Source organism: Streptomyces sp. NBC_01232 (assembly GCF_035989885.1).
Classification (GTDB): Bacteria; Actinomycetota; Actinomycetes; order Streptomycetales; family Streptomycetaceae; genus Streptomyces.
The window spans coordinates 8,355,115-8,378,612 of the sequence record NZ_CP108518.1 but is presented as its reverse complement, the minus strand read 5'-3'; the positions used below and the strand labels follow the sequence as shown (position 1 = coordinate 8,378,612).

The following is a 23,498-nucleotide window of genomic DNA, read 5'->3' as shown; positions in this document are numbered from 1 at the left end:
ATGCCCAGCGACGACATGCCCCGTGATGGCATACCCGGTGATGACATGCCCCGTGACCTGACCGCCCTCTTCGACCCCCGCTCGGTCGCCGTCGTCGGCGCCAGCGACGACCCGGCGAAGTACGGCCACGCCGTGGCCTCCCAGGCACTGCGCGCCCCCGACCGGCGACCCGTGCACCTGGTCAACCGGCGCGGCGGCACCGTACTCGGCCGGACGGCCGCCCCCTCCCTCTCCGCCCTCGGCGAACCCGTCGACCTGGTGGTGATCTCCGTACCCGGCGCCGGCTTCGAGGCGGCCGTCGACGAAGCCCTGGCCTGCGGGGCGAAGGCCCTCGTCGCCATCACCGCGGGCTTCGCCGAGGCCGGACCCGCGGGCCTGGCCCGGCAGCGCGCGATCGCCGAGCGGGTCCGGGCCGCCGGAGCCGTCCTCGTCGGACCCAACTGCCTGGGCATCGCCGACAACACCACCGAGCTGTACCTGGCTTCGGACCGCTTCGCCCCCGGCGGTGTCGCCCTGCTCAGCCAGAGCGGCAACCTCGCCCTCGAGCTCCAGCTCCGCGGTGAGCCGCACGGCCTGGGCTTCTCCCGCTTCGTCTCCCTGGGCAACCAGGCCGACGTCACCCTCGTCGACCTCGTCCAGGACTGCGCCCGCCACGAGGCCACCTCCGCCATCGCCGTGTACGCCGAGGACTTCGGCGACGGCCGCGCCTTCGCGGCGGCGGCCGCCGCCGCGGGCAAGCCGGTGGTGCTGCTCACCGCCGGCCGGGGCGCCGCCTCCGCGCGCAGCGCCCAGTCCCACACCGGGGCGCTCACCACCTCGTCCGACGTGGTGGCCGCCGCCTGCCGCGACGCGGGGGTCGAACTGGTCCGCACGCCGCGGGAGATGACCGTCGTCCTGGCCGCACTGGGTGCGGGAGCGCGTACGAGCGGCCGGCGCACCGCGGTCCTCACCGACGGCGGCGGCCACGGCGCGATCGCCGCCGACGCGGCCGAGGACGCCGGGCTCGGCGTACCGGAACTCGGCGCGCCGACGCAGGACGCGCTGCGCGGCGTGCTGTGGGAGCAGTCCTCGGTCGGCAACCCCGTCGACCTGGCGGGCATGGGTGAGCAGCGGCCCCTCTCGTACGCGGACACCGCCCGGGAGCTCCTCGCCGCGGACGAGGTCGACGCCGTCCTGATGACCGGGTACTTCGGCGGGTACGCCGCCTCCGAGGGCGGTCTGGGCGGCGGCCCGTCGGGGGGGTCCGTACTCGCCGACGGCGAGACCGCGGCCGCCAAGGAGATCGTCGCGCACCTGACCGGCGTACCGAAGCCCCTGGTCGTGCAGTCGATGTATCCGCAGTCGCCGAGCTGCCGGGTGCTGGCCGAGGCAGGGGTGCCGGTGTTCGCCGCCACCGAGGACGCCGCCCGCGCGCTGGCGGCGATGACCGGCCGGGCTGCGGCCGGCACCGGCGGTGTCCCGCCGCTGCCGGCCGCGGCCGAGCCGCTGCGGGATCCGGGCTACCACGGGGTGCGGGCGCTGCTCGGCGCCGCCGGCGTCCCGTTCCCGGCGGCGCGCGAGATCACGGACGAGGCGGGACTGCTCGCCGCGGCAGCGGAGTTCGACGGGCCGTACGTACTGAAGGCCCTGCACCTCCTGCACAAGTCCGACGCCGGCGGCGTGGCGCTGCGCCTCGCCGACCGGGACGCGCTCCTGGCCGCGTACCGGGAGATGCACGCCCGGCTCGGTGCGCCCGCCTACTCGGTCGAGGCGATGGCCGACCTCACGGACGGCATCGAACTGATCGTGGGCGTGAACCAGGACCCCCGGTTCGGGCCGGTCGCCCTGGTCGGGCTCGGCGGTGTCCTCACCGAGACGCTCCGCGACGTCGCCTTCGCGCTGGCGCCCGTGCCGGCCCGGCGGGCCGAGGCCCTGCTGCGCGGTCTGCGCAGTGCGGCGCTGCTGGACGGCGTACGCGGCCGGCCGGCCGTCGACGTGGCCGCGGCGGCCGCCGTCATCGAGCGGATCACCACCGTCGCCGCGGCGCATCCGGAGATCGCCGAGCTGGAGGTCAACCCCCTGCTGGTGCGCCCGGACGGCGCCCTCGCCCTGGACGCACGGGCCGTCCTGGGCTGACCGCTCCACCCACCACCCCCTGTGCTCTGGAGGACTGACCGCAAATGGAATTCCGCTACACACCCGAGCAGGCCGACCTCAAGGCCCGAGCCGCCGCCTACTCCCGGCTCCTGATGACGTACGAGGACCGCTCCGAGGAGGCGGGCGGCCCGCTGCCCGTCGAGACGGTCCGCGAACTGACCCGTGCCGCCGTCGAGGCGGGCGTCTACGCGATCAACATGCCGGCCGAATGGGGCGGCGCGGGCCTGTCCCTGCTGGACCAGGTCATCGTCGAGGAGGAGTTCGGCAAGGTCACCAACTGCCTCTGGGACATCCCCTGGCGGCCGGCGAACGTCCTGGCGTACGGCACCGAGGCACAGCGGGAGAAGTACCTGCTGCCGGTCATCCGGGGCGAGCGGTTCGACGCGTTCGCGGTGACCGAGCCCGGTGCGGGCTCCGACCCCGGATCGGGCACGAGCACCGCCACCCGTACCGACGGCGGATGGCTGCTGAACGGCGAGAAGTGGTTCGTGACCTGCGGCGACATCGCCGACTTCCTGCTGGTGCAGGCCGATGCGGGGCCCGAGCGTGCGGCCACCCTGTTCTTCGTGGACAAGGAGGCGCCCGGGGTCGAGATGACGCGCGTCCCGCGGTTCATGCACTCCGCGGTGAACGGGCATCCCGAGTTCACGTTCACCGATGTCTTCGTTCCCGACGAGGACGTGCTCGGCGGTGTCGGCAACGGCTACGAACTGACCAAGGAGTGGTTCACCGACGAGCGGCTGATGATCGCCGCGCGGACCGTGGGCGCGGCCGAGCGGGCGCTGGAACTCGCCCGGGACTGGGCGATCGAGCGCCGCCAGTTCGGCTCCCGCATCGCCGACTTTCAGCTCATCCAGGGCATGCTCGCCGACTGCGCGGTCGACATCGCCGTCAACCGCGCCTACACGCACCAGGTCGCCTGGGAGGCGGACCGGCCGGAGACCGACCGCAAGACGCTGCACGCGAAGGCCTCGACGGCGAAGCTCGCGGCGAGCGAGGCCGCGGGGCGGGTCATCGACCGGTGCGTGCAGATCTTCGGCGGGCGCGGCTACGACCGTACGTACCCCGTCGAGCGCATGTACCGCGAACTGCGCGTCGACCGGATCTGGGAGGGCACTTCCGAGATCCAGCGGCTCATCATCGCCAACGAGCTGATCAAGCGCGGCACCCGGGCCCTCGCCCTCCCCGTCACCCGTGCCGAATCCCTTCCCGGCTCCCATCCCGGCTCCCTTCCCGGCTCCCTTCCCTCCGCTTCCTGACGACCGCTCCCCCGACACGACCCAGAGGACAGACACCCATGGACTTCCGCCTCACCGCCCGTCAGGAAGAGCTGCGGAGCTCGGCGCGCGCGCTCACCGACTTCATCACCAAGTACGAGCTCGACTGCGAGGAGAACAACGGGCTGCCCCCGCAGGCCCACACCGAGATCCGCGACGCGGTCCTCGACAGCGGGCTGCAGGCCGTCAACATGCCGAAGGAGTGGGGAGGCGCCGGTCTCACGATCCTGGAGCAGGTCACGGTCCAGGCGGAGCTCGGCCGGCTCACCGGAGCCCTGTGGGACATGGTGTGGCGACCGGCCAACGCCCTGTCGTACTGCACGCCCGAGCAGCGCGAGCGCTACCTGGTCCCGGTGATCCGGGGGCAGCGCCGGGACTGCTACGCGGTGACCGAGCCGGAGGCCGGCTCCGACCCGCAGAGCCTGCGGACCACTGCGACGCGGACCGACGGCGGGTGGGTGCTAAACGGCGAGAAGTGGTTCGTCACCGTCGGCGACCACGCCGACTTCATGATCGTGCTCGCCGCAGCCGGGGAGGAGCGCGCACCGACGCTGTTCCTCGTCGACAAGGACACGACGGGCATCGAGATGACCCGGGTGCCGCGCTGGATGCACACCTTCGTCTACGAGCACCCCGAGTTCACCTTCACCGAGGTGTTCGTCCCCGAGGACGCGGTGCTGGGCGAGGTGGGCCAGGGCTACGACATCACGCGCTCCTGGTTCACCGAGGAGCGGCTGATGATCGCCGCCCGGACGATCGGGGCGGCGGAGCGGGCTCTGGAACTGGCCCGGGACTGGGCGATCGAACGCCGCCAGTTCGGCTCGCCCATCGCCGACTTCCAGCTCATCCAGGGCATGCTCGCCGACTGCGCGGTCGACATCGCCGTCAACCGCGCCTACACGCACCAGGTCGCCTGGGAGGTCGACGAGGGCGCGCTCGACCGCAAGACGCTGCACGCCAAGGCGGCCATCGCCAAGCTGGCGGCCAGCGAGGCGTCGGGCCGCGTCGTCGACCGGTGCCTGCAGATCTTCGGCGGGCGCGGCTACGACCGCTCCTACCCGGTCGAGCGCCTCTACCGCGAACTGCGCGTCGACCGCATCTGGGAGGGCACGTCCGAGATCCAGCGCCTGATCATCGCAGGCGAACTGGTCAAGCGTGGTACGGGCGTTCTGCAGATGCCCTCCGCCGGGTGACCGGGCCGGCGGTCCGGGCGGTGCCCGCGGGTGCCGCCCGGACCGCCGCCCGCCCCGTACGGACCTGAGGAACCACAGGAGGGAGGACGGATCGATGACCGATGTCGAACGGGTCGGGGTCGTGGGCTGCGGGCTGATGGGATCCGGCATCGCCGAGGTCTGCGCCCGAGCCGGGCGGGACGTCGTGGTGCTGGAGACGACCCGTACGGCCGCGGCCGCGGGCCTGGAGCGGATCACCCGCTCCCTGGAACGCGCCAGGGCGTCCGGAAAGCTGACCGATGCCGAACGGGACGCCGCCGTCGGCCGGATCTCGGTGACCACCGACGTGGCCGGGCTGGCGGACCGGGACCTCGTCGTCGAGGCGGTCGCCGAGGACGAGGGGGCGAAGCTGGAGGTGTTCGCGCTGCTCGACCGGGTGGTGGAGCGCCGGGACGCCGTCCTGGCGACGAACACCTCCTCCATCCCCGTCATCCGGCTCGCCGCCGCCATCTCGCGGCCGGAGCAGGTCGTCGGCCTGCACTTCTTCAACCCCGTCCCGGTGCTCCCCCTGGTCGAGCTGGTTCCCTCCCTGCTCACCGGGGAGGAGACCGTGCGGCGGACGCGCGCGTTCGCCACCGGGGTGCTGGGCAAGGAGGTCGTCCGGGCCCAGGACCGGGCGGGCTTCGTGGTGAACGCACTGCTGGTGCCCTACCTGCTGGCCGCCGTACGCATGGCCGAGTGCGGCACCGCTTCTGCCGAGGACATCGACCGGGGCATGACCCTGGGCTGCGCGCACCCGCTGGGGCCGCTCGCCCTGGCCGACCTGATCGGACTGGACACGGTGCAGGCCATCGCCCGGTCGATGTACGCGGAGTACCGGGAGCCGCTGTACGCCCCGCCGCCGCTGCTGGCCCGGATGGTCGACGCGGGCCGGCTGGGCCGCAAGACGGGCCGGGGCTTCCACACCTACGGCGCCCGTGGGGGTGTCGTGATGAGCGAGGATGGGGGCATGGTGGCCACGGCAACCGGGCCCACCCGCCCGGTTCACGGGCGCCGACACGGGGAGCAGCCAACGTGACCAAGGCCGAGCGCGCACTCGAGACACGTGAGCGAATCCTCACGGCCGCGTGCGAAGTCATCGCCGACATCGGCTTCGAGAACGTCAGCATGCGCAAGGTCGCCGAGCACGCCGGGGTGTCGAAGGCCCTGCTGCACTACCACTTCGACACCCGGGAGAAGCTCTTCGCCGAGGCGATGACGCACTCCTTCGCCCAGACCGGTACGGACACCGTGGGCGTTGCCGACTCGGTGCCCGCCTCCGTCGTCCTGGCCCGCATCCTGCGGAGCATGCTGCCGAGCGATGCCGAGCTGCGCCAGGACTGGAAGCTCTGGCAGGAGCTGTGGGTGCGCGCCCAGCGGGACACGGCGGCCCGGCACTTGGCCGTCGACCTGTACGACCAGCTGCACGCCTGGGTGACCGGGGCCGTGGAACGGGGCATCCGCTCCGGGGAGTTCACCGAGTGCGACGTGGCCGCGCTCGGAACCCTGGTGCTGGCGCTATGCGACGGCCTCGGCATCCGGCTGATGCTCGACGATCCGCGGGTGGACCTGACGACGGCCAGGTCCACGATCTGGCGGACCATCGCACCCACGCTGGGCATCGGCCCCCAGTTCCCGCAGACGGAGGGGGAGGCCTGACCGCAGGGGACGGCCGCGTTCAGCCCGGACCGTGCACGGTCTGCACGTAGCCGTTGGGGTCGACGGTGAGGGCGACGCGCTCCTTCTTGTTGCCCAGGGCCAGCACGATCCAGACGACGCCCCACAGCAGGCACGTGAAGATGGTCAGGATCGCGTGCAGCACGTGGTTGACGTCGCCGCCGCGGACCAGCACGGCCTGGGTCGGGGAGCGGGATTCGACGCGCCACCCGAGGCTGACGTACTGGTTCACGGTCCAGTCGAGGACCGCGGTGCGCCGACCGTCGTCGAGCGGTTCGCCGGCGGGCGAGTAGAGCAGGTCCGGGGGCGGTTCCATGGACGGCCCCCAGGGCTGTGGTCCGTCGGACTTGCGCATCGGTCCAACCTCCCCACGCGTTCGGTACGGTCCCCCACATCCCCAGGGTGCGCCGGACCGACCGGTCCAGCACGCCGAGCCCGATATAGGACGTTCATTCGATTCAGAGGCGGGGATCGCCCGGCATTGTCAGTGGCCGGCCCTACAGTCGGAGCATCCCATTCAAGGGTTGAGGCGGGCTGCCTCGCTGCACGATCCCGCCCCACCGGACCCCCTCGGGGGACAGCGCCCGGTGGGGTGGCGCGCACCCAAAGGGGTGTCCGGCCTGACCGGCAGAACACCCCTAGTGCTGTGGCCGGAAAGGTGTGCCGGGTCGCGGTGTCCGGTGCGGTGCATCGCAAGACGGAGGGCCGCGGCTCGTACTGGACGTACTTGCGTGGTCCGACAACACGGCGAGGTGCCGTGCCGGGCGCCGCGACCCGGTGGACCTTTCCGGTCACAGCACTAGCTCCGATCCGGCGGGTCCCTACGCCGCCAGAGCCTCCACGAGGGTGGGCCGGGAGTCCACCGACGCATACACGGTCGACACGTCCACCGACCCGGCCGGGCCGAATGTCAGGGGTGCGGCGGAAGGTGTGCGGACGGTACCGCCCGGGGACCCCGGAGGCTGGGGAATCGGCGAATCAGGGGCAGTGCCGGGCCGTCGTCGGCAGGATGGGGGCATGGACCGTGGGGACATGAGGCCGCGCGGGGCGCGGCCGGTGGTGGTGCGGGTACCGGTCGAGCCGGTGGAGGCCGCAGTGGAGGCCGACGCGCTCGACGCCGCGGCGCGTGCGGGCGATGTGGTGGTGCGCGGCCCGCTGTTCGGGGTGGCGGCGCAGTCCGCCGGGGACGGGCCGCGGTGGCGGGTCGTGCTCGAAGTGACGGCCGGCTGCCCCCAGCAGGCCCGCGACGGGCTGAACTCGCAGCTGTGGTTCCGCGCGAAGGACGAGGCGAAGGACCGGGCGGAGCGGCGTGCACTGCTGGCGGCGGTCGCCCGGCTCGAGAGCGAGCGGGTCGACGAGCTCCTCGTGTCCGGGACCCGGTACCGGGTGGTGCGCGCCGAGGAGTACGCCGCCTCGGGTCCGGGCGGTATCGAGGCACCGCGCCCGACCGATCCGGAGCCCCTCGTGCCCGACTGGGACCGGGCCGTCAGGGAATGCGAGATCGACGACGGTCTCGTGGTGGATCCGGACGCGCCGGTCACCCCGACCCAGGCGTTCGAGCAGCTGTCGCTGCGCGACCTGTGCTACACCGGCGCGCGGTTCCCCGAGGAGGTGCGCTCCGACTCCCGGCGGGCGTTGGAGACCCATCCGGACGTCCTGGTGATGCCGCCGACGTTCACCGTCGTGGAGCGGACCACGGGTGGCTGGCGACCGGTCAGCGGTCCGCACGCGACCCCGCACGCCGCCCGCAAGTCGCTGGACTTCGCCCTGACCTGGATGTGGCCGCGGATGCGCGGCCACATCCCCGAGGACGCCGACCCGCGCGCGGACGCCCGTACCTGGACCGCCCCGGACGGCAAGGAGTCCGCCGACCTGCGGGCCGCGCAGCTGGCGGCGTACGCCGGGGCCGCCGACACGCTCCGGACCGGGCGCGTCAACCGGCTGGAGTTCCAGGACGCCGTGTACCAGATCGCCCGTACCCGTCGGCTGCTGCGCTGGGGTCCCGACGGGCCCGAGGGGCCGCGGCCGTCAGACGTCAACAGCCAGGACCCCGCGCGCATCCACCTCACGCTCGACGAGGACGGCCGCGTCCTGCCCGACGCCTGACCCGGCCGACGGACCGGGCAACACTCAACACGCAACAGCCGCGGAGGGCCCACCACCGGCTCGCCCTCCGCGGACAAGTCGGGGTCCGGCGGGCGTTTCTACGTGCGCCGCAGGACCTCATGGGAAACGGTGGACCCCCTGTCCGAGACCTGCTGACGCCCCGAGGGAGACACCCCATGGACTGGACGCTCGAAGTAGTCCCCGTCCCTGTCACCGACATGGATCGCGCGAAGAGCTTCTACGCCGACAAGGTCGGCTTCACCATCGACCTGGACGACGAGGTCTCCCCCGGCGTCCGCATCATCCAGATGACCCCGCCCGGTTCCCGGTGTTCCATCGCCATGCTCCGCGGCATGCCCGCGGCACCCGGCGGCAAGGCCATGGCCCCCGGCACTCTGCACGGGCTGCAGCTCTGCGTCACGGACATCGAGGCGGCCCGCGGACAACTGGCCGACCGAGGGGTGGACGTGTCCCCCATTCGGCACGTCGGCCCGACGGGCTGGGAGGAGGGCAAGGGCGACACCTGGAACTCCTTCCTGACCTTCGACGACCCCGACGGCAACAGCTGGGTCGTCCAGGAGGCACCCTCGGAGCTGTCCGAGCGCTGAACGGCCCGACGCCGCGCCGGACGCCGCACCCGACCCCGCACCGACGCGACGGCGGGCAGATGTACCAAGCCCGCCCCCTCCTGGGAGGAATCCCGGCGCGTACAGCCCGGCCGCTCGCACAGACGGCCAGTACATTACCCATTTCAGCCGGTTCGTTCTATTTTGGGGATGTGCCTTGCGTCGTACCGCTGTCGCCCTCACCCTGCTGACCGCCCTCTCCTGCGGTACCTTCGCCGGCTCGCAGGCCGTCTCGGCCACGAGCGCGCCGACGGTCGGCGTCGGCGGCCGGGGCACGAACATCCTGGTCGTGGGTATCGACAGCCGCGCCGGGATCTCCGCGGCCGAGAAGCGGCGGCTCCACGTGGGCGGCAAGGGCTGCAACTGCACCGACGTGATGATGCTCGTGCACCTGTCCCAGAACCGGCGGCGCGCGAGCATCGTCTCCATCCCGCGCGACTCCTACGTCGAGTACGCGGGCACCACCGGCCCGGCCCGCAGCGGAAAGATCAACGGTGCGTACGCGATCGGCGGGGGCCCGCTCACCGTGGCCACCGTCGAGAAGGCCACCGGGCTGCGCATCGACCACTACCTGGAGACCGGTTTCACGGGCTTCGAGAAGACGGTCGACAACCTCGGCGGGGCGACCGTGTGCACGGACACCCCGCTCAAGGACGAGAACTCGGGCCTCGACATCGGCGCCGGCCGCCACCTCGCCAACGGGAACAAGGCCCTGCGCTACGTCCGGGCCCGGCACGTCAACCTCCGGCCCGGCGACCTCGGCCGGGTCCGCCGCCAGCAGCGCGTGGTCAACGACCTGCTGGCGCGCCTCACCGCGGAGGGCTCCCTCAACGGCCCGATCAGCACGGCGCGGACCGTACGCACCCTGCTGAAGACCGTACGCACCGACGAGCGCACGGGGCTGGACGACCTGGTCCGCATCGGCTGGTCGCTCGGTCACCTCCGGGCGGACCGGACGGAGTTCGCGACCGTCCCGATCCGGCTCTTCGACCACCGCGTACCCGGTGTGGGCTCCACCCTCGTATGGGACGAGACCCGATCCGCCGCGCTCTGGGACGCGCTGGGCGCGGACCGCCCGATCACCGGCGACATCCGGATCCAGCCCGTCGCCGAGAATCCGGCCCCCACGGACCCGGCCCGGATCACCGTGCACGTGGACGACGCCGACGTGGCCGCCGCCCTGCGCGGCAACGGGTTCTCCGTCACCGACACCTCCCGGACCGCCCCGCCGGTGCGCCCGGCGGGCCCGCCCGTCATCCGCTACGCCACCGGCCAGCAGGAGAACGCGGCGACCGTCGCGGCCGCCCTTCCCGGCTCCCGCCTGCAGGCCGACCCGGATCTCGACGCGGTCGTCGCGGTCGCCGTCGGAGCCCGGCCCGTGCAGGTCAGGGCCGTGACGTACGACCGGAACGTGGCCGACGGCGCCCCGGTGACCGCCGACCGCCTCCGCTGCGCCATCGCCGCCCCCGCCGCGGCGGCCGCCGGCGCGGGAGCCGCGCGGCCGGGGGGCGCCACAGAGCCATCCGGGCGACGATAAGAGGTGTGGACGACGCACAGCCGCAGGCCGCACCAGGTGAGCGGCCGCAGGAGCGGACGGCGGCGCGGCTGCGGTGCGGGGGCGGCGGCGGTGGCGGCGGTGGCGCATCCCGGTCCTGCGGGGCTGCCGCAGCGCGAGACCGGGGCCGCCCCGGAGGAGCGGGTGCAGGATGCATGAGGAGATGCCGCTCGACGACCTGATCAGCAGCGCCGCCCAGGACGCCGGAGGATGGCTGGGCGCCCTGCCGGTCGCACTCGTGGCCACCAGCAGCGACGGGATGATCGTCCGCTGGAACCACGGCGCCCAGCAGCTCCTCGGCTACGCCCCGCCCGAGGTGCTGGGGCGGCACATCTCCGACCTGCTCCATCCGGGAGCCGACCGCAGCCTGGGCCGGGCCCTGTGGGAGACGGCCGCCACCGGGCGCGGGGTGATGGGTACGGTCACCGCCTGGCACAGCAAGGGGCACCCGCTGGAGCTGGAGATCTGGGCCTGCCCGGTCCCGGACCGCCGCCACGGCGCCTCGGCCGTGCTGGTCTTCGCCGCGGACGCGCACGCAGCACGCCGTATCCGGGGGTCCTCGGCCGTCTGGGACGGGCTGTTCGCCCGCTCGCCGGTCGGAATCGGGGTCCTCGACACGGAACTGCGGTTCCTCCAGGTCAACCCGGCCCTCGAAGCGATGAACGGCCTCACGGAATCCGCCCATGTGGGGCGGCGGCTGGCGGAGTTGCTGCCCGAGGTGAACGCCGGCGAGATGGAGGAGGCGATGCGCCAGGTCCTGGACTCGGGTGAGCCGGTCCTCGACCGTCGCCGTACCGGCCGGACCCCGGCCGACCCGGAGCACGACCATGTGTGGTCGTGCTCGTACGTGCGTGTCGAGGACCCGGGCGGCCGGCCGATCGGCGTGATCGCCTCGCTCCTCGACATCACCACGCAGCAGCGCGACCACACCGAGGCCGAGGCGGGCCGCCGCCGCCTCGCGCTGCTCAGCGAGGCGAGCTCCCGGATCGGCGCCAGCCTCGACCTGGAGCGCACGGCGCAGGAACTCGCCGACCTCGCCGTCCCGCACCTCGCGAGCGCCGTCACGGTCGACGTACTGGATTCCCTCGCCCGGGGCATCGAACCCGGCACGGGTCTGGCCGGGGGCGTCGCCCTGCGCCGTCTGGGCAAGGCACCCCTGACCGGCTCCGCCGTCACACAGGCCCTGGCGCCCCTGGGCAGGACCCTCATCTTCCCCACGACCGCCCCCTACAGCCAGGCCCTCGCTGCCCGTCAGCCGTTCCTGATCGCCCACCTCGACGACCGGACCGTCGCACCCGCGGCCCGGCACACCCCCAAGCCGGCCCAGCTCCTGGAGCTGGGCGTGCACTCGTTCATGATGACCCCGCTCGTCGCCCGTGACATGGTCCTCGGCGTCGCCACCTTCTACCGCACCGGGCGGACCGGCCCCTTCGGGTCCGACGACGTCACCCTCGCCGGTGAGCTGTCGGCCCGCGCCGCCATCAGCATCGACAACGCACGCCTCTACCACCACGAACACGAGACCGCGGTCGTCCTCCAGCGCAGCATGCTCCCCCAGCACGTCACCCCACCGCCCGGCATCGAGATCGCCCACCGCTACCTGGCGGCCAGCGACGTCAACGAGGTCGGCGGTGACTGGTACGACGTCCTCCCCCTCAGCGGAGGCCGGGCCGCGCTCCTCATCGGCGACGTCATGGGCCACGGCATCGCGGCCGCCGCCGTCATGGGGCGCCTCTCCGCGACCGTCCGCGCCCTCGGCCGCCTCGACATGCCTCCGACGGCCCTGCTCCACCATCTCGAAGCCACCCTCGCCGACCTGTCGGATCCGATGCTCGCGACCTTCCTCTACGTGGTCTGCGACCCGGTCACCGGACACTGCACGGTCACGCGCGCCGGACACCCGCCCCCGGCCGTGGTCCAGCCGGACGGCACCGTCTACCTCGTCACGACCCCGCCGGGCGTCCCCCTGGGCGTCGGCGGCATCTCCTTCACCACCACCGACATCGCCGTGCCGCCGGGGAGCGTCCTGGTCCTGTACACCGACGGCCTCATCGAGGCCCGCAGCCGCGACATCGACGAACGCCTGAGCGAGCTCACCGGCCTGCTCGGCGCACCCCAGCAATCGCTCGACCACCTCTGCGACTCCCTCATCGCGCATCTGGTCCCCGCGTCCGCCGACGACGACATCGCCCTCCTCGCGGCCCGCATCGGCGTGCCCTCCAACCCGCCACCCGCGTGAACCGGCCATCGGCCTTCCGGCACTGTCACCGCGCACGTCCGCGCACGTACAGTCCGTGATGCCGACGCACTCCCCGGGGCACCGTCCCGGCAGCCGGACAGGAGAACAGCCGTGGCCACCGACGCCAGCAGCAGGCCGCTCGTCCCCCCGCGGTCCGGGACGGGGCGGGCCCTCCCCGAGGCGGACGCCGACTGCGTGGAGCGGTGGCGCACCCACAAGGGTGAACTGGTCGACCTTTTGACGCAGGTACGGGAGCGCCTCGGCGGTGTCGCCGCGTTCCGCCTCGGACCGGAGCCGACCGTCCTGGTCACCGAGCCCGAAGCCGTTCAGCACGTACTCGCCCGGCACCCCGCCCGGTACGTCAAGCGCTCCCACCGCGCCCGTCTGCTCATCGGCGACGGGGTGCTCGCCGCGACCGGCGAAGCCTGGCAGCGGCAACGCAAGCTGCTGCAGTCGCAGTTCACCGGGACGGGGATGCGCCGCTACGAGCAGCGGATCACCGCGGCGGCCCGGACCGCGGCCGAGCGGTGGGCCGGCCACGCGCGCACCGGGCGGACCTTCGACCTCGGCGAGGAGATGCGCCGCTTCGCCCTGGACACCATCTGGCGGGCGCTCACCGGGCACCCTCTCGACGAGGCCACGGCACACGAACTGACCGCCGTGGCCACGGTGGTGGCCACGCTGCCGAGCCTGCCCGCGGATCAGGTGGACGCCCGGGACGCCGTCGCCGGCGATCTGGCCAGGATCGACGCCGTCGCCCGGCACGCGGTGGCCGCGGCCCGGGCCGGAGAGCCCGGCCCCGACGGGCCGGGGCTGCTGCAGGTTCTGGTGGAGGCGGCCGCCGAACGCCCCGAGTACACCGACCAGTTGCTGCGCGACGAGCTCGTCACCCTGCTGGTCGCCGGCCACGAGACCACCGCGACCACGCTGACCTGGCTGTATCTGCTCCTCGACCGCCACCCCTCGGCCCGCGAGGAGGCGCTCGCGGCGGGCCGCCCCGGTTCACCGGAGCGGCGCGCGGCCATCCAGGCCCTGGTCAGCGAGACGCTACGGCTCTACCCGTCCGCCTGGCTCCTGCCCAGGCACGCCGCCGAGGCCGACGTCCTGGCCGGCTACGCCGTCGAAGCGGGCACGGACCTGCTCGTATGCCCCTACCTCACCCACCGCGATCCCGGCCTGTGGCCGGATCCCGAGCACTTCGATCCTCGGCGCTTCACCGCCGCGGGCAGCCGTCCCACCCGGCCGGGCGCCTACCTGCCCTTCGGCATCGGTCCCCGCGCCTGCCTCGGCCAGCAGTTCGCCCTGCGCGAGTCGGTGGCCCTCCTCGAGGAGCTGCTGCCCGGCCACGTCCCGGACTTCCGGTCCGTCCCGGAGCGGGCGGCGTACAGCATCACCGTCCGCCCCGACGGCCCGACGCCCGTCACCCTCACCTCCGCGCTGAAGTGACCCCGTGTCAGCCCTCCCCCGAGGATGCGGTGTGCGAGGCGCTCTCGCGCGGGTCGGGGTCAAGCCGTTCCCGCTGCGCACTTCCGGCCTCGTACACCGCCACAAGATCCGCACGGTTAAGGTGAGATCGGCTTGCGGCAGTGTGCGCAGGGCAGTTGGAAGTATCGGAAGCAGGGGGACCGGGGATGGCTGGCATGCGTGTGCGGATCGAGTCCGGTGACGGGGGCCCGGGTGCGGCCGACGTCGCCGGACCCACCGAACGAACCCGGCTCACCGGGGACTTCGCCGACTGGCTGGCCCAGGACCGCGACGTCTCCCGGCACGCGGCCGTTCACCGCGTCCGCGCGGCGGCCCCGGGCGGAGCCATGTCGGGTGGCGATGTGGTCGAGTGGATCAGCCTCGCGGTCTCGTCCGGCTTCTCCGCCACGGCGCTGGTGTACGCACACCGGACGTTCCGCGCCTCGCTGCCGCCCCGGCTGCGCGCCGGATCGCGACTGGTGGTCGAGTACGACGGTGTCCGTGTGGTCGTCGAGGACGGTACGCCGCAGGACGCGGCCCGCATCGCGCGCGCCCTGGCGGCGGGACGGCCGGCACCGGATGCCGCGGGCACCCCGGATGCCGAGGATGCCGCCGACGCCCCGGATGTCTCAGGGCGAACGCCGGAGGGCACGTCCGAGGATGCCCACGGTGCCGGTTCCTGACCCGGTCGAGAGCCGGGCGGTACTGATCGGGATCGACGGATTCACCCACCCGGACCTGGAGCCCCTGCCCGCGGCGGCGGCCGGGGCACGGCGCCTCGCCGATCTGCTGCGGGATCCCTCCGTCTGGGGGCTGCCCGCCGCGCACGTCACCGTGCTGGGCGCGGACGCTTCCGTCTCCCAGGTGCTGGGCGCGGTGCGTGACGCGGCCCTGGAGGCCACGGAGACGCTCTTCGTGTACTTCGCCGGGCACGGGCTGCGCGACCGCGACGAGCGGTTGTACCTGGCGCTGGCCGAGGCGGATGCGGACCATCCGCAGATCGGGACGCTGCCGTACCGGATGCTGCGCGATGTGCTGCGGCAGGCCGGCTACCGGGCGCGGCACCGGGTGACGGTGCTCGACTGCTGCTACAGCGGCCTGGCGGGTGCGATGTCGGGCGCCGGCGTCCCCACCCGTGTCGATCTCGCCCACGCCCTGGAGGAGGCCGAGCACCCGGACGGGGGCGGCGGTGACGGCGCAGTGCAGGTGCCCGACGCGGACGACTACGGGGACTGCGTGCTGACCTCGGCTCCGCCGACGCGGCGCTCCTTCGTCCCGCCGGGTGCCCGGTTCCCGGAGTTCACCGGTGAGCTGATCGCCCTGCTGGAGCGCGGCATCGCGGACGGTGGGCCGGAGTTGAGCCTGGAGGACGCCTGGCGCTCCGTACGGCGCCGGATGCGCGAGCGCGGCAGCCCCGAACCCCAGCAGTTCGCCCAGAACGCCGTGGCCGCCCGGATCCGCCTCCGTAACCGGGCCGCCCTCCCCGACACCACGGCATCCCGATTCGGGAACGGGCCGCTCGCCGTCATCGACGCCGAGGAGGGCCGGGTACGGGCGTACGGCGCGGAAGGCCGCGTGCTGCACTCCCCCGCCACCACGCTCGACGCGCTCCTGGAGTGGGCGACGGCCCGGGCGGGGCTCGGCGTGGCACGGCTGAACCGCCACGGCGAGGACGCCGGTCCCCTGTTGGTCCTCACCGACACCGGCGCCGGACGGTTCGGCCTCCCGGCCCGCCCGGACGGCGGTTCCCGGTGCCTTCCGGACGAACACGAGGCCGTCGTGCGGCTTCGGCGGGCGGGCTGGCAGCCGGCGGGGCCCGGCGTCGGTGCCTGGACCCGGCTGTACCGCTCCGGCGCCGGGGGCCGACGGCAGTGGGTGCAGCTGTGCGTGCTGCCCTGGGGCGCGCTCGACCCCCGCCACTGGGGCGGGACCGCACAGCGCCCGCCCGCGGAGGTCGCCCGGGTGCTCGGCACCTATGCCGAGCGCGTCATCACCCCGTGCGGCTCGCCCGCCGACACGGGCCTGGAGCTCATGACCGCGCTGCGGCCGCCGACCCGTGCCGTCCGGGAGAAGCGGACCGGAGCCTGGGTGTCCGCGCCCAATCCGGGTGCGCTGACGGAAGTGGTGGACTTGGCTCCGTGCGAGGACCCGGACGGACACCCCGTGCCGGTGGGCGACCGTCCCGGCTCCCACCTGCGCGAACCGGACCGGGTGTTGCGGGAGGAAACGCACTCCTGGTCGCGTCCGCCGACCGCCGCCGAGCTCCGCGCACCGCACGTGGTCGGCATTAGGGTGAACATGATGCTGGCCTCGGCGGCGAACCGGCTGAGGGTGGGGCAGGGCGCCCCTGTCCACGTCGAGCGGCCGCGCTTCGACAAGACCCTGCCCGGCAGCTGGCTCGTGGACCTGTCCCACATCGCCCTCGACGCGCGCCTGCCCTCCCCGTTCACCCCGCACGGCCGGGCCCCGGCTGGCGCGGCCTGGTACACCACCCCGACGCTCGCCTACGCGGTGGAGCTGGGCTTCGCCGTCCACCCCCTCGAGGCGTACGTCCGTACCCGCAGCGGCGGCTACCTGGACGCCTGGTACAAACGGCTGCGGAACGGCTATCTGGCCACCATGGCCGATCTCGGCGTGACCCCTGGTCTCACCGGCAAGGAGTTCCTGGACGCCATGGCCCGCAGCGCGCGGATCGATCCCGGAGCGGCCGCCGTTCTCGGCGCGATCGAGGCGACCGCCGAGGGCGGTCTGGACATGCTCGCTGGGCGTCCGTACGGGGCGGCCCCGCCACGCCCGGCCCGGCGGCCGGACATCCGGGCCGCCGTCGGGGCGACGGCCCGGGTCAACACGCACCGCAAGATGCTCAAGGTGGCGCGGGAGGCGGACCTGTTCCCGCTGGCGGTCGCCGCCGACTGCGTCGTGTACGCGTCGGACGGCCCCTCACCGCTGGACTTCCTTCCCCGCACACCGGAGGGCGAGCCGCTCCCCGGGGGCTTCCGACTGGGCGTCACGCCGGGGTGGGTCACGTACGCGGGTACGCGGAGTACGGCATGGGCCGAGGACCTGCGCGCGGCCCACGGGCCGGACGTCAACATCGCGCACCACATCGCGGACGGCGTGAGTTAGGCACGGGCGGGGCCCTCGCCGTCTCGGGTCCCGCCGGATCCCTGGGACGCGCCGCGGATCGCGTCGAGGGTGCGCGCGACGTCCTCGTCGGTCGTCGACCAGTTGCTCACGGAGATGCGCATGACCCGGCGGCCGTGCCAGGTGGAGCCGCTGATCCACGCCGTGCCCTCGTCGAGGAGGCGGGCGAGTACCCGGTCCGTGCGTTCGTCGTCGCCGAACTCGGCGCAGACCTGGGTGAAGGCCACCTCGTTGAGGACGGTCGCGCCGTCGATGGCGGCGATGCCGGTGGCGAAGGCGCGGGCGTGCCGGCACAGCCGGTCGACGAGGTCGGCCACGCCCGAGCGGCCCAGCGACCTGAGCGCGGCCCATACGGGGAAGGCCCGTCCGCGGCGGGAGAGTTCGGGGACCTTGTCGACGGGGTCGCCGTGTTCGTGCTGGATGAGGTAGTCGCCCTGCAGGCCCATCGCCGACCGGAGGGCGGAGGGGTCGCGGACGACGGCCAGGCCGCAGTCGTAGGGGACGTTCAGGGTCTTGTGCGCGTCCGTGGCCCAGGAGTCCGCCCCCGCGCAGCCGTCGGTGAGGTGGGCGTGGGCCGGGGAGGCGGCTGCCCACAGGCCGAAGGCGCCGTCCACGTGCACCCATGCCCCGGCGTCGCGCGCGGCACGGATCGCCGCGTCGAAGGGGTCGAAGGCGCCGGAGTGGATGTCCCCGGCCTGGAGGATCACGATCGTGGGTCCGGGAGCGCGGTGCGTCAGGGTGTCGCGCAGGGCGTCGGGGTCGATGCGTCCCTGGTCGTCCGCCCGCACGAGTTCGGGGCGGCCGAGCCCGAGGTAGCGCAGGGCCAGGTCGATGGCCATGTGGCGGTCCCGGCCCGCGACGACGCGTACGGGCGGCCCGCCGGCGAGTCCGTCGCGGGCGATGTCGTGGCCGGCGCCCCGCAGCAGGGCGTCGCGCCCGGCGGCGAGGCAGGTGAAGTTCGCCATGGTGGCGCCGGTGGTGAAGCCGACGGCGCTGTCGGGCGGCAGGCCGAGGAGGTCGAGCAGCCAGGTTGCGGCGATCTCCTCCACCGCGGTGTAGGCGGGCGAGACCGCGCGCATGACGCAGTTCTGGTCCCAGGCGCTGACCAGCCAGTCCGCGGCGAGTGCGGCCGGCTCGGTGCCGCCGACCACGAAGCCGTAGAAGCGGCCGCTGGGGAACGCGGTGAGCCCGGGCTCACAGGCCGTGGCCAGCAGGTCGACGACCTCGGAGGGCCTGCTGGGTGCGTCGGGCAGCTCGCTGCCGAGCGCGCCCACGATCTCGTCGACCGGGGCGCGGGCGGGAACCGGGCGGTCGGACAGGCTGGCCAGCCAGCGGACGGCATGACCGTGCGCCTGTCGGAGCGCCGCCTCGCGCTCGTCCATACCTCGGACTATGGGACAGCCGCCGCCCACCCGCAAGCGGCGGGCCGACGGGCGGCGGTCGGGTCTGCGGGTCAGTGGATCACGCTGAAGCTGCGCCAGGGCCTGCTGACGGGAGCCGTCACGTTGGAGAGGGTCGTGGCCACATAGATCCCGTCGGCCCCCTCGGGCTCCTGGCAGTTGTCCGTCCGGTACAGCACGATGTCGACGAGGGTGTTGTTCTCGACGTGCGTGGCACCCTCCGGGATGCCGATCTTGTGGCAGCCGACGACCAGCGTGTTGGAGTAGCTCAGCTCCACCGGCGAGTCGTGCCCGCGGAAGCTCAGCATGCCGACGGTGCTCCGGCCCAGGCCCGAGCAGGCGCTGGCGGTCAGCAGCAGTGCTGCGACGCCCGCGATGATGCTGATACGTCGTCGGCTGTGGGACATGGGCTCGGTCCTCGTCTGTGCGGTGGTGACGGTCCTTGACCACAGCCTGACCCGGTCGGGCGCGCGTGGCCTCCGTTGCTCGGCCGACCGGATGAATGCCGGTGTGCCGGGCCCGTCACCCGGACCGCGGAGCGGACCTACAGGCTCAGTGCGTCCTCCGCGTTGTTCATCCAGGCGGTCACGGAGTTCTTGTCGGGTGAGACGTTCAGGCCGGGGGTCGACGCCTTCAGCGGAGTCTGCTTCAGGTCGGACTCCGTGTTCATGGTCATCTCGATCGAGTCGACGGTCTTGCCCTTGCCGTCCTTTGCGCCGCCCATGAGCCCGGCGTAGGCCGACTGCCCCGGTTCCAGCCGGATCGCGTCCTCGATACCGGGGGCTGCGCCGCGCTCCGTGGCCTGGCCGTCCAGGTCGCCGAAGGTCACGACCGGATGCCCCAGTACCCGGCACGCCTTGGAGCTCTTGTTGGTGATCTTCAGCAGGTAGCTGCTGGTCGTGGGTTCGGCCAGGGTCGCGGTGAACTTCACGTCGAAGGTGCTGCACGGGAAGACGTCGAAGTCGGGGTCGGTCGAGCCGGGCGCCGGCGCCTTGGACGGGGTCGCGGGCTTGGACGGCGCGGCGGACTTCGACGCACCCGGGGCCGGGCTCGTGGACGGGCCCGCGCTCACGCTCCCGGTGGGGCTCGCGGTCGGCGTCCCGGCCCCGCCCGCCGCGCCGTCCTCGGTGGGCCCACAGGCCGTCAGGGCCAGTGCGGATGCGGCGGCGAGGGCGATGGCGGCCTTGCGAACAGTGCTCATGATGGTGGTCCCCCTGAGGAGAAGCGCGGAACGCGCCGGGCTGGGCCGAACTGGATGAGCACCAGCGTCCCGCACAACCTTCACAGCTTGGTGACGGTGTGTTGCCGACTCGACCACGATGACGGCCGGACGCGGTCCGGAGCAGCATCGCCAATGCGTTCGACATGGCGTGCTCGTGCTCCGGAGAATCGGACCATGAGTCTCCTCGTGCACACCTTTGTCTACGACGCCGACGGCGGCCACGACTTCCTGGAGGACCCCGAGTACGGCGACACGCTGGCCGGATTCGAGAGCACCCGGACCCGGTTGTGGGGATCCGGGGCGATCCGGGCCCTGGGCGCCCGGTTCTTCCCACGGCTCGACGGGGACAACCTCTACGTGGAGCGCGACGAGATCGACGAGTTCCTCGCCGAGTGCGAGGCGGTCCGTCCGCACCTCGACCACCTCGCCGGGCAGGGCGGTTACCACGCCGAATACGTCGCCGAGCGCTTCGACAACATCGTCGCCGCCGCACTGCGGGCCAAGGCCGAGGGCGGCGGGATCGTCGTCTGGTGACAGGGGACGATTCCCGACCGGGGCGATCGGGGCCTGGGCCACGCGTCCCCCGGAACGAGTCGTTAGCATCTGGGCCCATGGGGAGATCCGAGGAGGCCGGCCGTGCCGACGCATGGCGCGTCACGGTGCTGGGGCACGAGCGCAAGGACGGTCTGCCGCCCGGCGGTCCGTCCCGTCCCGCGGGCCTGCCGCTCGCCCGACGCCAGGATCTGCGCATCCACGGCACCGCCGGGAAGATCAGCTGCATCGACGGCTCCGGCCGCACCCGCTGGACCGCCGCCTGCTCCGGCCGCCCCAACGCCGCCCACATCTCGGGCGGCCGGGTCCTGGTCACCACTGACTCCCTCGCGTACACGGCCTGGGGCAACCTCGGCCCGGCCGTGCTGCTCGACCTGGCGGACGGCAGCCGGATCGCCGAACTGCGCGGGGAGCGCGGCGCGGCCCTGGGCGGCGGGCGGTTCGTACTCGGTCTGGAGGGCTACGACGTCTTCGACACCTGGGCGTACGACCGCGACGGCACCCTGTACGACACCTGGCGCAGCTACGGCCACTACGTCGTCGGGACCGGCATCAGGGTCGTCGAGACCGACCGCCGCCTCCCCACCACCGGCCGGGTGGTCCGGCTGCTGCCGGGCGGTGGCATCGAGCGCGGCCCGCTGCTCACCGACCCGCAGACCCCGAAGCCGCTCGTGCTGGCGGACGGCACGATCCTGATTCTCGACGCCGGGGTACTGCGCGCCGTGGACCGCGGGCTCGGGGACACGGTTCTCGCCGAGCTCCTGCCCGTGGACCCCGAAGAAGTCTGGCGCTACCACGGTGAGCTCCGCCTCACCGGCGACCAGCTCACCGTGACGGTCACCGAAAGGCACCCCGACCGGTCCGACGAGCACACCCACCGGACCTGGACCCTCGCCCTGCGGTCCGGTCGATGACCCGCCGGGCCGTCAGTTCGCCACGACGGTCAGCACGGCCGATACGACCGTGACCGCGGACGCGGCCACCATCCAGTTGCGGGCCCGGCCCGACAGGACCGGGATCCCGTCGGCGTCGGCCTCCTCGGTGTCCTCCCCCGCCCCCCGCAGGCGCGGACACGAGCCGCAGGCCGGATCGTGTACCAGTGTGTCGAGCCAGACGACACCGTCGAGCGGCGCCCGAGCGAACAGCATCCCGTCAGATTCCATAACCGGACAACGCCATGATCCGCATCAGGCCACTGCCGGAGGCCGGACCGAGGCCCAACCGTTGCCGACCAGCCGATCACACAATGAGGTGAAAGGACCGGGTCACCGGCCGCGGCGGTTGTCGTAGACGGTGAGACAGAGCGCCTTCATGGCGGTCTCCGCCCGCTTGGGGTCCACGCCCTGGTCGATGGCCTCGAGAGCGGCCGCCGCCGAGGTCCGTACCGGGTACGGCAGGCCCTCGTAGGCGGAGATCCGGTAGGCCATCTTCCGTCGGGCCTCCCGCTCGACCTCGCTCACCCCCTCGGCGGTCAGGGGAAAGACCGCCGCCTGGTACGTGGCGATGCAGACGAGCGCGGCGTCGGCGAGGCCCTCGGCGTAGCCGTCGGCCGGAACCGCCTCGGCATCGGGCCGGAAGAGGGCGAGGACCTGCCGGCGGGAGAAGAACGATCCCAGCCCCGCGCCGAGTCCGGCCACCGCCGCGAGGACCACGGCCATCAGCCTGCCGGAGAGGAGCAGGCCGAGGCAGGCTCCGCCGACCACGCCGCACGTCACCAGGACGAAGGTGATCATCAGGTGGATGCGCGCGGCGGGCGGGGACTTCATGGCAGCAGTATGCACAGTGCTTCCGTGCGTCAGACGCGGCGGTCGGCCGCGTCGAAGCGGGCCAGGGAGAGGGCCCCGGCGTGCAGGGATCCCTCCAGTGCGCGGTACGTCGCCCCGTCCAGGCCGCCCAGCTCCTGCGCCACCTCCTCGGTCGCGTCCCGGGCGATCTCGGCGGCGAGTTCCTCCGGCGGGGTACGGGGTCCGAGCTTGCTCACCGCTGAGGCGGCCCGGGCCGGGGTGAGCAGGCCGGTGCCGTGCGCGAGCAGCCAGCCGGGGACTCCGGCGGCGCCTTCGGGGGGCGCCTCGTACGGGCGCGAGCCGTCGAACCGCTCGTCCTCGGCGAAGGCGGGCTGCTTGAACTTGGCCATCGGCCGACCGGGTTCGCGGGATCCCCCGGCGGGTTTGACCACGATGCCCTCGGCGAGGTTGCCGGTGAGCGCGGGCAGGCCCAGCAGGCCGGGCAGCCGGGTGGGGAAGACCACCGGGAGCTCCTGGAGGCGCGCGAGGGGGCCTTCGGCCAGCAGCGGGACGCAGAGCAGCCCGGCCGCGGCCGCCGCAGCGCGCAGCGTCCGGTCGCCGACCCAGTACGGGCCGTCGGCATCGGCGACGGTGGCGTCGAAGGGAAGCCAGACCAGTCCGGGCGCGTACCAGACGCCGGTCTGCACGGGCTCGGCCCCGGGCGTCGCCGGTACGCCGGGGTGCGGGTAGCGGCCGCCCGCGAGTTCGCCGTAGACGGTCACGACCGCGGAGGCCGGGGCTCCGGTGTCCTCGCGCAGAGTCTGTGCGCAGCGGGTCGCGGCGACGGCCAGGGCGGGCCAGATGCGGCCGACGCCGAAGAAGTCGTCCAGTCCGCCGTCCTCGAGCAGTTCGCGCCGCTTGGCGGGGCGTGCGCCCGACGCGTCGCACACGACGGCGAAATTGGCGCCGTGGATCTTCTCGTGGGCCACCCAGTTCCGCCCGCGGGCCTCGCCCAGCCGGGTGTTCGCGGGGATCTTCGGGTAGGGGGTCCAGGGACGGGGTTCGGGGTGCACCGCACGATCGTAGTCAGCCCGTCGGTCAAGGTCGTCGGATTAACTCCGGGGGGGGTGTGCCCCGGCCCTGGTCGCGCCCGGTGGAAACCCTT

Annotated in this window: 21 protein-coding genes; 14 read left to right on the top strand and 7 right to left on the bottom strand. The window is 73.4% G+C overall.

All coding sequences use genetic code 11. From position 1 onward, the window contains the following. The 5 genes from OG444_RS38490 to OG444_RS38470 all read left to right on the top strand — a co-directional run bounded on the left by OG444_RS38490 (window position 1) and on the right by OG444_RS38470 (window position 6,283). A complete protein-coding gene (locus tag OG444_RS38490; protein WP_327266515.1) occupies window positions 1-2,115 on the top strand; it encodes an acetate--CoA ligase family protein in 2,115 nt (704 codons plus the stop codon). A 44-nt stretch (window positions 2,116-2,159) separates the two neighbouring features. Beyond that, a complete protein-coding gene (locus OG444_RS38485) occupies window positions 2,160-3,395 on the top strand; it encodes an acyl-CoA dehydrogenase family protein (protein WP_327266514.1) in 1,236 nt (411 codons plus the stop codon). Window positions 3,396-3,433: 38 nt separating this feature from the next. Next, on the top strand, window positions 3,434-4,606 hold the full coding sequence (locus OG444_RS38480; RefSeq protein ID WP_327266513.1) for an acyl-CoA dehydrogenase family protein: 1,173 nt from the start codon (window positions 3,434-3,436) through the stop codon (window positions 4,604-4,606). A 94-nt stretch (window positions 4,607-4,700) separates the two neighbouring features. After that, a complete protein-coding gene (locus OG444_RS38475; RefSeq protein ID WP_327266512.1) occupies window positions 4,701-5,663 on the top strand; it encodes a 3-hydroxybutyryl-CoA dehydrogenase in 963 nt (320 codons plus the stop codon). Continuing rightward, window positions 5,660-6,283, top strand: a complete 624-nt coding sequence (locus tag OG444_RS38470) for a TetR/AcrR family transcriptional regulator (RefSeq protein WP_327266511.1) — start codon at window positions 5,660-5,662, stop codon at window positions 6,281-6,283. The genes OG444_RS38475 and OG444_RS38470 overlap by 4 nt, the downstream gene beginning before the upstream one ends. A 19-nt stretch (window positions 6,284-6,302) precedes the next feature. On the opposite strand, the gene OG444_RS38465 is transcribed toward OG444_RS38470, so the two are convergent. Then, window positions 6,303-6,656 carry a hypothetical protein gene (locus tag OG444_RS38465; protein ID WP_327266510.1) on the bottom strand — a complete coding sequence of 118 codons (354 nt, stop codon included), beginning with the start codon at window positions 6,654-6,656 and terminating at the stop codon, window positions 6,303-6,305. A 662-nt stretch (window positions 6,657-7,318) separates the two neighbouring features. On the opposite strand from OG444_RS38465, the gene OG444_RS38460 reads away from it, so the two are divergent. The 7 genes from OG444_RS38460 to tap all read left to right on the top strand — a co-directional run bounded on the left by OG444_RS38460 (window position 7,319) and on the right by tap (window position 17,417). Beyond that, window positions 7,319-8,407, top strand: a complete 1,089-nt coding sequence (locus OG444_RS38460) for a DUF5954 family protein (RefSeq protein ID WP_327266509.1) — start codon at window positions 7,319-7,321, stop codon at window positions 8,405-8,407. Window positions 8,408-8,583: 176 nt separating this feature from the next. Next, on the top strand, window positions 8,584-9,015 hold the full coding sequence (locus OG444_RS38455; protein ID WP_327266508.1) for a VOC family protein: 432 nt from the start codon (window positions 8,584-8,586) through the stop codon (window positions 9,013-9,015). Between the two features lie 175 nt (window positions 9,016-9,190). Then, entirely contained in the window at window positions 9,191-10,570 is a 1,380-nt protein-coding gene (locus OG444_RS38450) for an LCP family protein (RefSeq protein WP_327266507.1), read from the top strand. A 169-nt stretch (window positions 10,571-10,739) separates the two neighbouring features. Further along, a complete protein-coding gene (locus OG444_RS38445; RefSeq protein ID WP_327266506.1) occupies window positions 10,740-12,827 on the top strand; it encodes a SpoIIE family protein phosphatase in 2,088 nt (695 codons plus the stop codon). A gap of 111 nt (window positions 12,828-12,938) precedes the next feature. Then, window positions 12,939-14,273: a cytochrome P450 gene (locus tag OG444_RS38440; protein ID WP_327266505.1), complete on the top strand. Its 1,335-nt coding sequence runs from the start codon at window positions 12,939-12,941 to the stop codon at window positions 14,271-14,273. A gap of 185 nt (window positions 14,274-14,458) precedes the next feature. After that, window positions 14,459-14,974 carry an effector-associated constant component EACC1 gene (locus tag OG444_RS38435; protein WP_327266504.1) on the top strand — a complete coding sequence of 172 codons (516 nt, stop codon included), beginning with the start codon at window positions 14,459-14,461 and terminating at the stop codon, window positions 14,972-14,974. After that, complete coding sequence (gene tap, locus OG444_RS38430) at window positions 14,961-17,417, top strand: telomere-associated protein Tap (RefSeq protein ID WP_327266503.1); 2,457 nt, start codon at window positions 14,961-14,963, stop codon at window positions 17,415-17,417. The genes OG444_RS38435 and tap overlap by 14 nt, the downstream gene beginning before the upstream one ends. On the opposite strand, the gene OG444_RS38425 is transcribed toward tap, so the two are convergent. The 3 genes from OG444_RS38425 to OG444_RS38415 form a co-directional block, all read right to left on the bottom strand. Next, complete coding sequence (locus OG444_RS38425; protein WP_327266502.1) at window positions 17,414-18,817, bottom strand: pyridoxal phosphate-dependent decarboxylase family protein; 1,404 nt, start codon at window positions 18,815-18,817, stop codon at window positions 17,414-17,416. The genes tap and OG444_RS38425 overlap by 4 nt on opposite strands. A 71-nt stretch (window positions 18,818-18,888) precedes the next feature. Further along, entirely contained in the window at window positions 18,889-19,242 is a 354-nt protein-coding gene (locus tag OG444_RS38420; protein ID WP_327266501.1) for a hypothetical protein, read from the bottom strand. Between the two features lie 137 nt (window positions 19,243-19,379). After that, window positions 19,380-20,036 carry a DUF4232 domain-containing protein gene (locus OG444_RS38415; protein ID WP_327266500.1) on the bottom strand — a complete coding sequence of 219 codons (657 nt, stop codon included), beginning with the start codon at window positions 20,034-20,036 and terminating at the stop codon, window positions 19,380-19,382. 195 nt (window positions 20,037-20,231) lie between these two features. On the opposite strand from OG444_RS38415, the gene OG444_RS38410 reads away from it, so the two are divergent. Both OG444_RS38410 and OG444_RS38405 read left to right on the top strand, forming a co-directional pair. After that, window positions 20,232-20,591, top strand: coding sequence for a hypothetical protein (locus OG444_RS38410; protein WP_327266499.1), 360 nt, complete (start codon window positions 20,232-20,234; stop codon window positions 20,589-20,591). Between the two features lie 77 nt (window positions 20,592-20,668). Continuing rightward, entirely contained in the window at window positions 20,669-21,523 is an 855-nt protein-coding gene (locus OG444_RS38405) for a hypothetical protein (RefSeq protein WP_327266498.1), read from the top strand. Between the two features lie 12 nt (window positions 21,524-21,535). On the opposite strand, the gene OG444_RS38400 is transcribed toward OG444_RS38405, so the two are convergent. The 3 genes from OG444_RS38400 to OG444_RS38390 all read right to left on the bottom strand — a co-directional run bounded on the left by OG444_RS38400 (window position 21,536) and on the right by OG444_RS38390 (window position 23,406). After that, window positions 21,536-21,757 carry a hypothetical protein gene (locus OG444_RS38400; protein ID WP_327266497.1) on the bottom strand — a complete coding sequence of 74 codons (222 nt, stop codon included), beginning with the start codon at window positions 21,755-21,757 and terminating at the stop codon, window positions 21,536-21,538. A gap of 117 nt (window positions 21,758-21,874) precedes the next feature. Next, window positions 21,875-22,375, bottom strand: a complete 501-nt coding sequence (locus OG444_RS38395) for a hypothetical protein (RefSeq protein WP_327266496.1) — start codon at window positions 22,373-22,375, stop codon at window positions 21,875-21,877. A 29-nt stretch (window positions 22,376-22,404) separates the two neighbouring features. Then, window positions 22,405-23,406 (bottom strand): RNA ligase family protein, encoded by a 1,002-nt coding sequence (locus OG444_RS38390; RefSeq protein ID WP_327266495.1) that lies wholly within the window; start codon window positions 23,404-23,406, stop codon window positions 22,405-22,407. Between the last annotated feature and the right edge of the window lie 92 nt (window positions 23,407-23,498).

Bases quoted from the DNA above. Each gene is read 5' to 3' on its own strand.
- OG444_RS38490 (WP_327266515.1), top strand. From the start codon at position 1: ATGCCCAGCGACGACATGCCCCGTGATGGCATACCCGGTGATGACATG.
- OG444_RS38485 (WP_327266514.1), top strand. From the start codon at position 2,160: ATGGAATTCCGCTACACACCCGAGCAGGCCGACCTCAAGGCCCGAGCC.
- OG444_RS38480 (WP_327266513.1), top strand. From the start codon at position 3,434: ATGGACTTCCGCCTCACCGCCCGTCAGGAAGAGCTGCGGAGCTCGGCG.
- OG444_RS38475 (WP_327266512.1), top strand. From the start codon at position 4,701: ATGACCGATGTCGAACGGGTCGGGGTCGTGGGCTGCGGGCTGATGGGA.
- OG444_RS38465 (WP_327266510.1), bottom strand. From the start codon at position 6,656: ATGCGCAAGTCCGACGGACCACAGCCCTGGGGGCCGTCCATGGAACCG.
- OG444_RS38460 (WP_327266509.1), top strand. From the start codon at position 7,319: ATGGACCGTGGGGACATGAGGCCGCGCGGGGCGCGGCCGGTGGTGGTG.
- OG444_RS38455 (WP_327266508.1), top strand. From the start codon at position 8,584: ATGGACTGGACGCTCGAAGTAGTCCCCGTCCCTGTCACCGACATGGAT.
- OG444_RS38445 (WP_327266506.1), top strand. From the start codon at position 10,740: ATGCATGAGGAGATGCCGCTCGACGACCTGATCAGCAGCGCCGCCCAG.
- OG444_RS38435 (WP_327266504.1), top strand. From the start codon at position 14,459: ATGGCTGGCATGCGTGTGCGGATCGAGTCCGGTGACGGGGGCCCGGGT.
- OG444_RS38425 (WP_327266502.1), bottom strand. From the start codon at position 18,817: ATGGACGAGCGCGAGGCGGCGCTCCGACAGGCGCACGGTCATGCCGTC.
- OG444_RS38420 (WP_327266501.1), bottom strand. From the start codon at position 19,242: ATGTCCCACAGCCGACGACGTATCAGCATCATCGCGGGCGTCGCAGCA.
- OG444_RS38415 (WP_327266500.1), bottom strand. From the start codon at position 20,036: ATGAGCACTGTTCGCAAGGCCGCCATCGCCCTCGCCGCCGCATCCGCA.
- OG444_RS38410 (WP_327266499.1), top strand. From the start codon at position 20,232: ATGAGTCTCCTCGTGCACACCTTTGTCTACGACGCCGACGGCGGCCAC.
- OG444_RS38405 (WP_327266498.1), top strand. From the start codon at position 20,669: ATGGGGAGATCCGAGGAGGCCGGCCGTGCCGACGCATGGCGCGTCACG.
- OG444_RS38400 (WP_327266497.1), bottom strand. From the start codon at position 21,757: ATGCTGTTCGCTCGGGCGCCGCTCGACGGTGTCGTCTGGCTCGACACA.
- OG444_RS38395 (WP_327266496.1), bottom strand. From the start codon at position 22,375: ATGAAGTCCCCGCCCGCCGCGCGCATCCACCTGATGATCACCTTCGTC.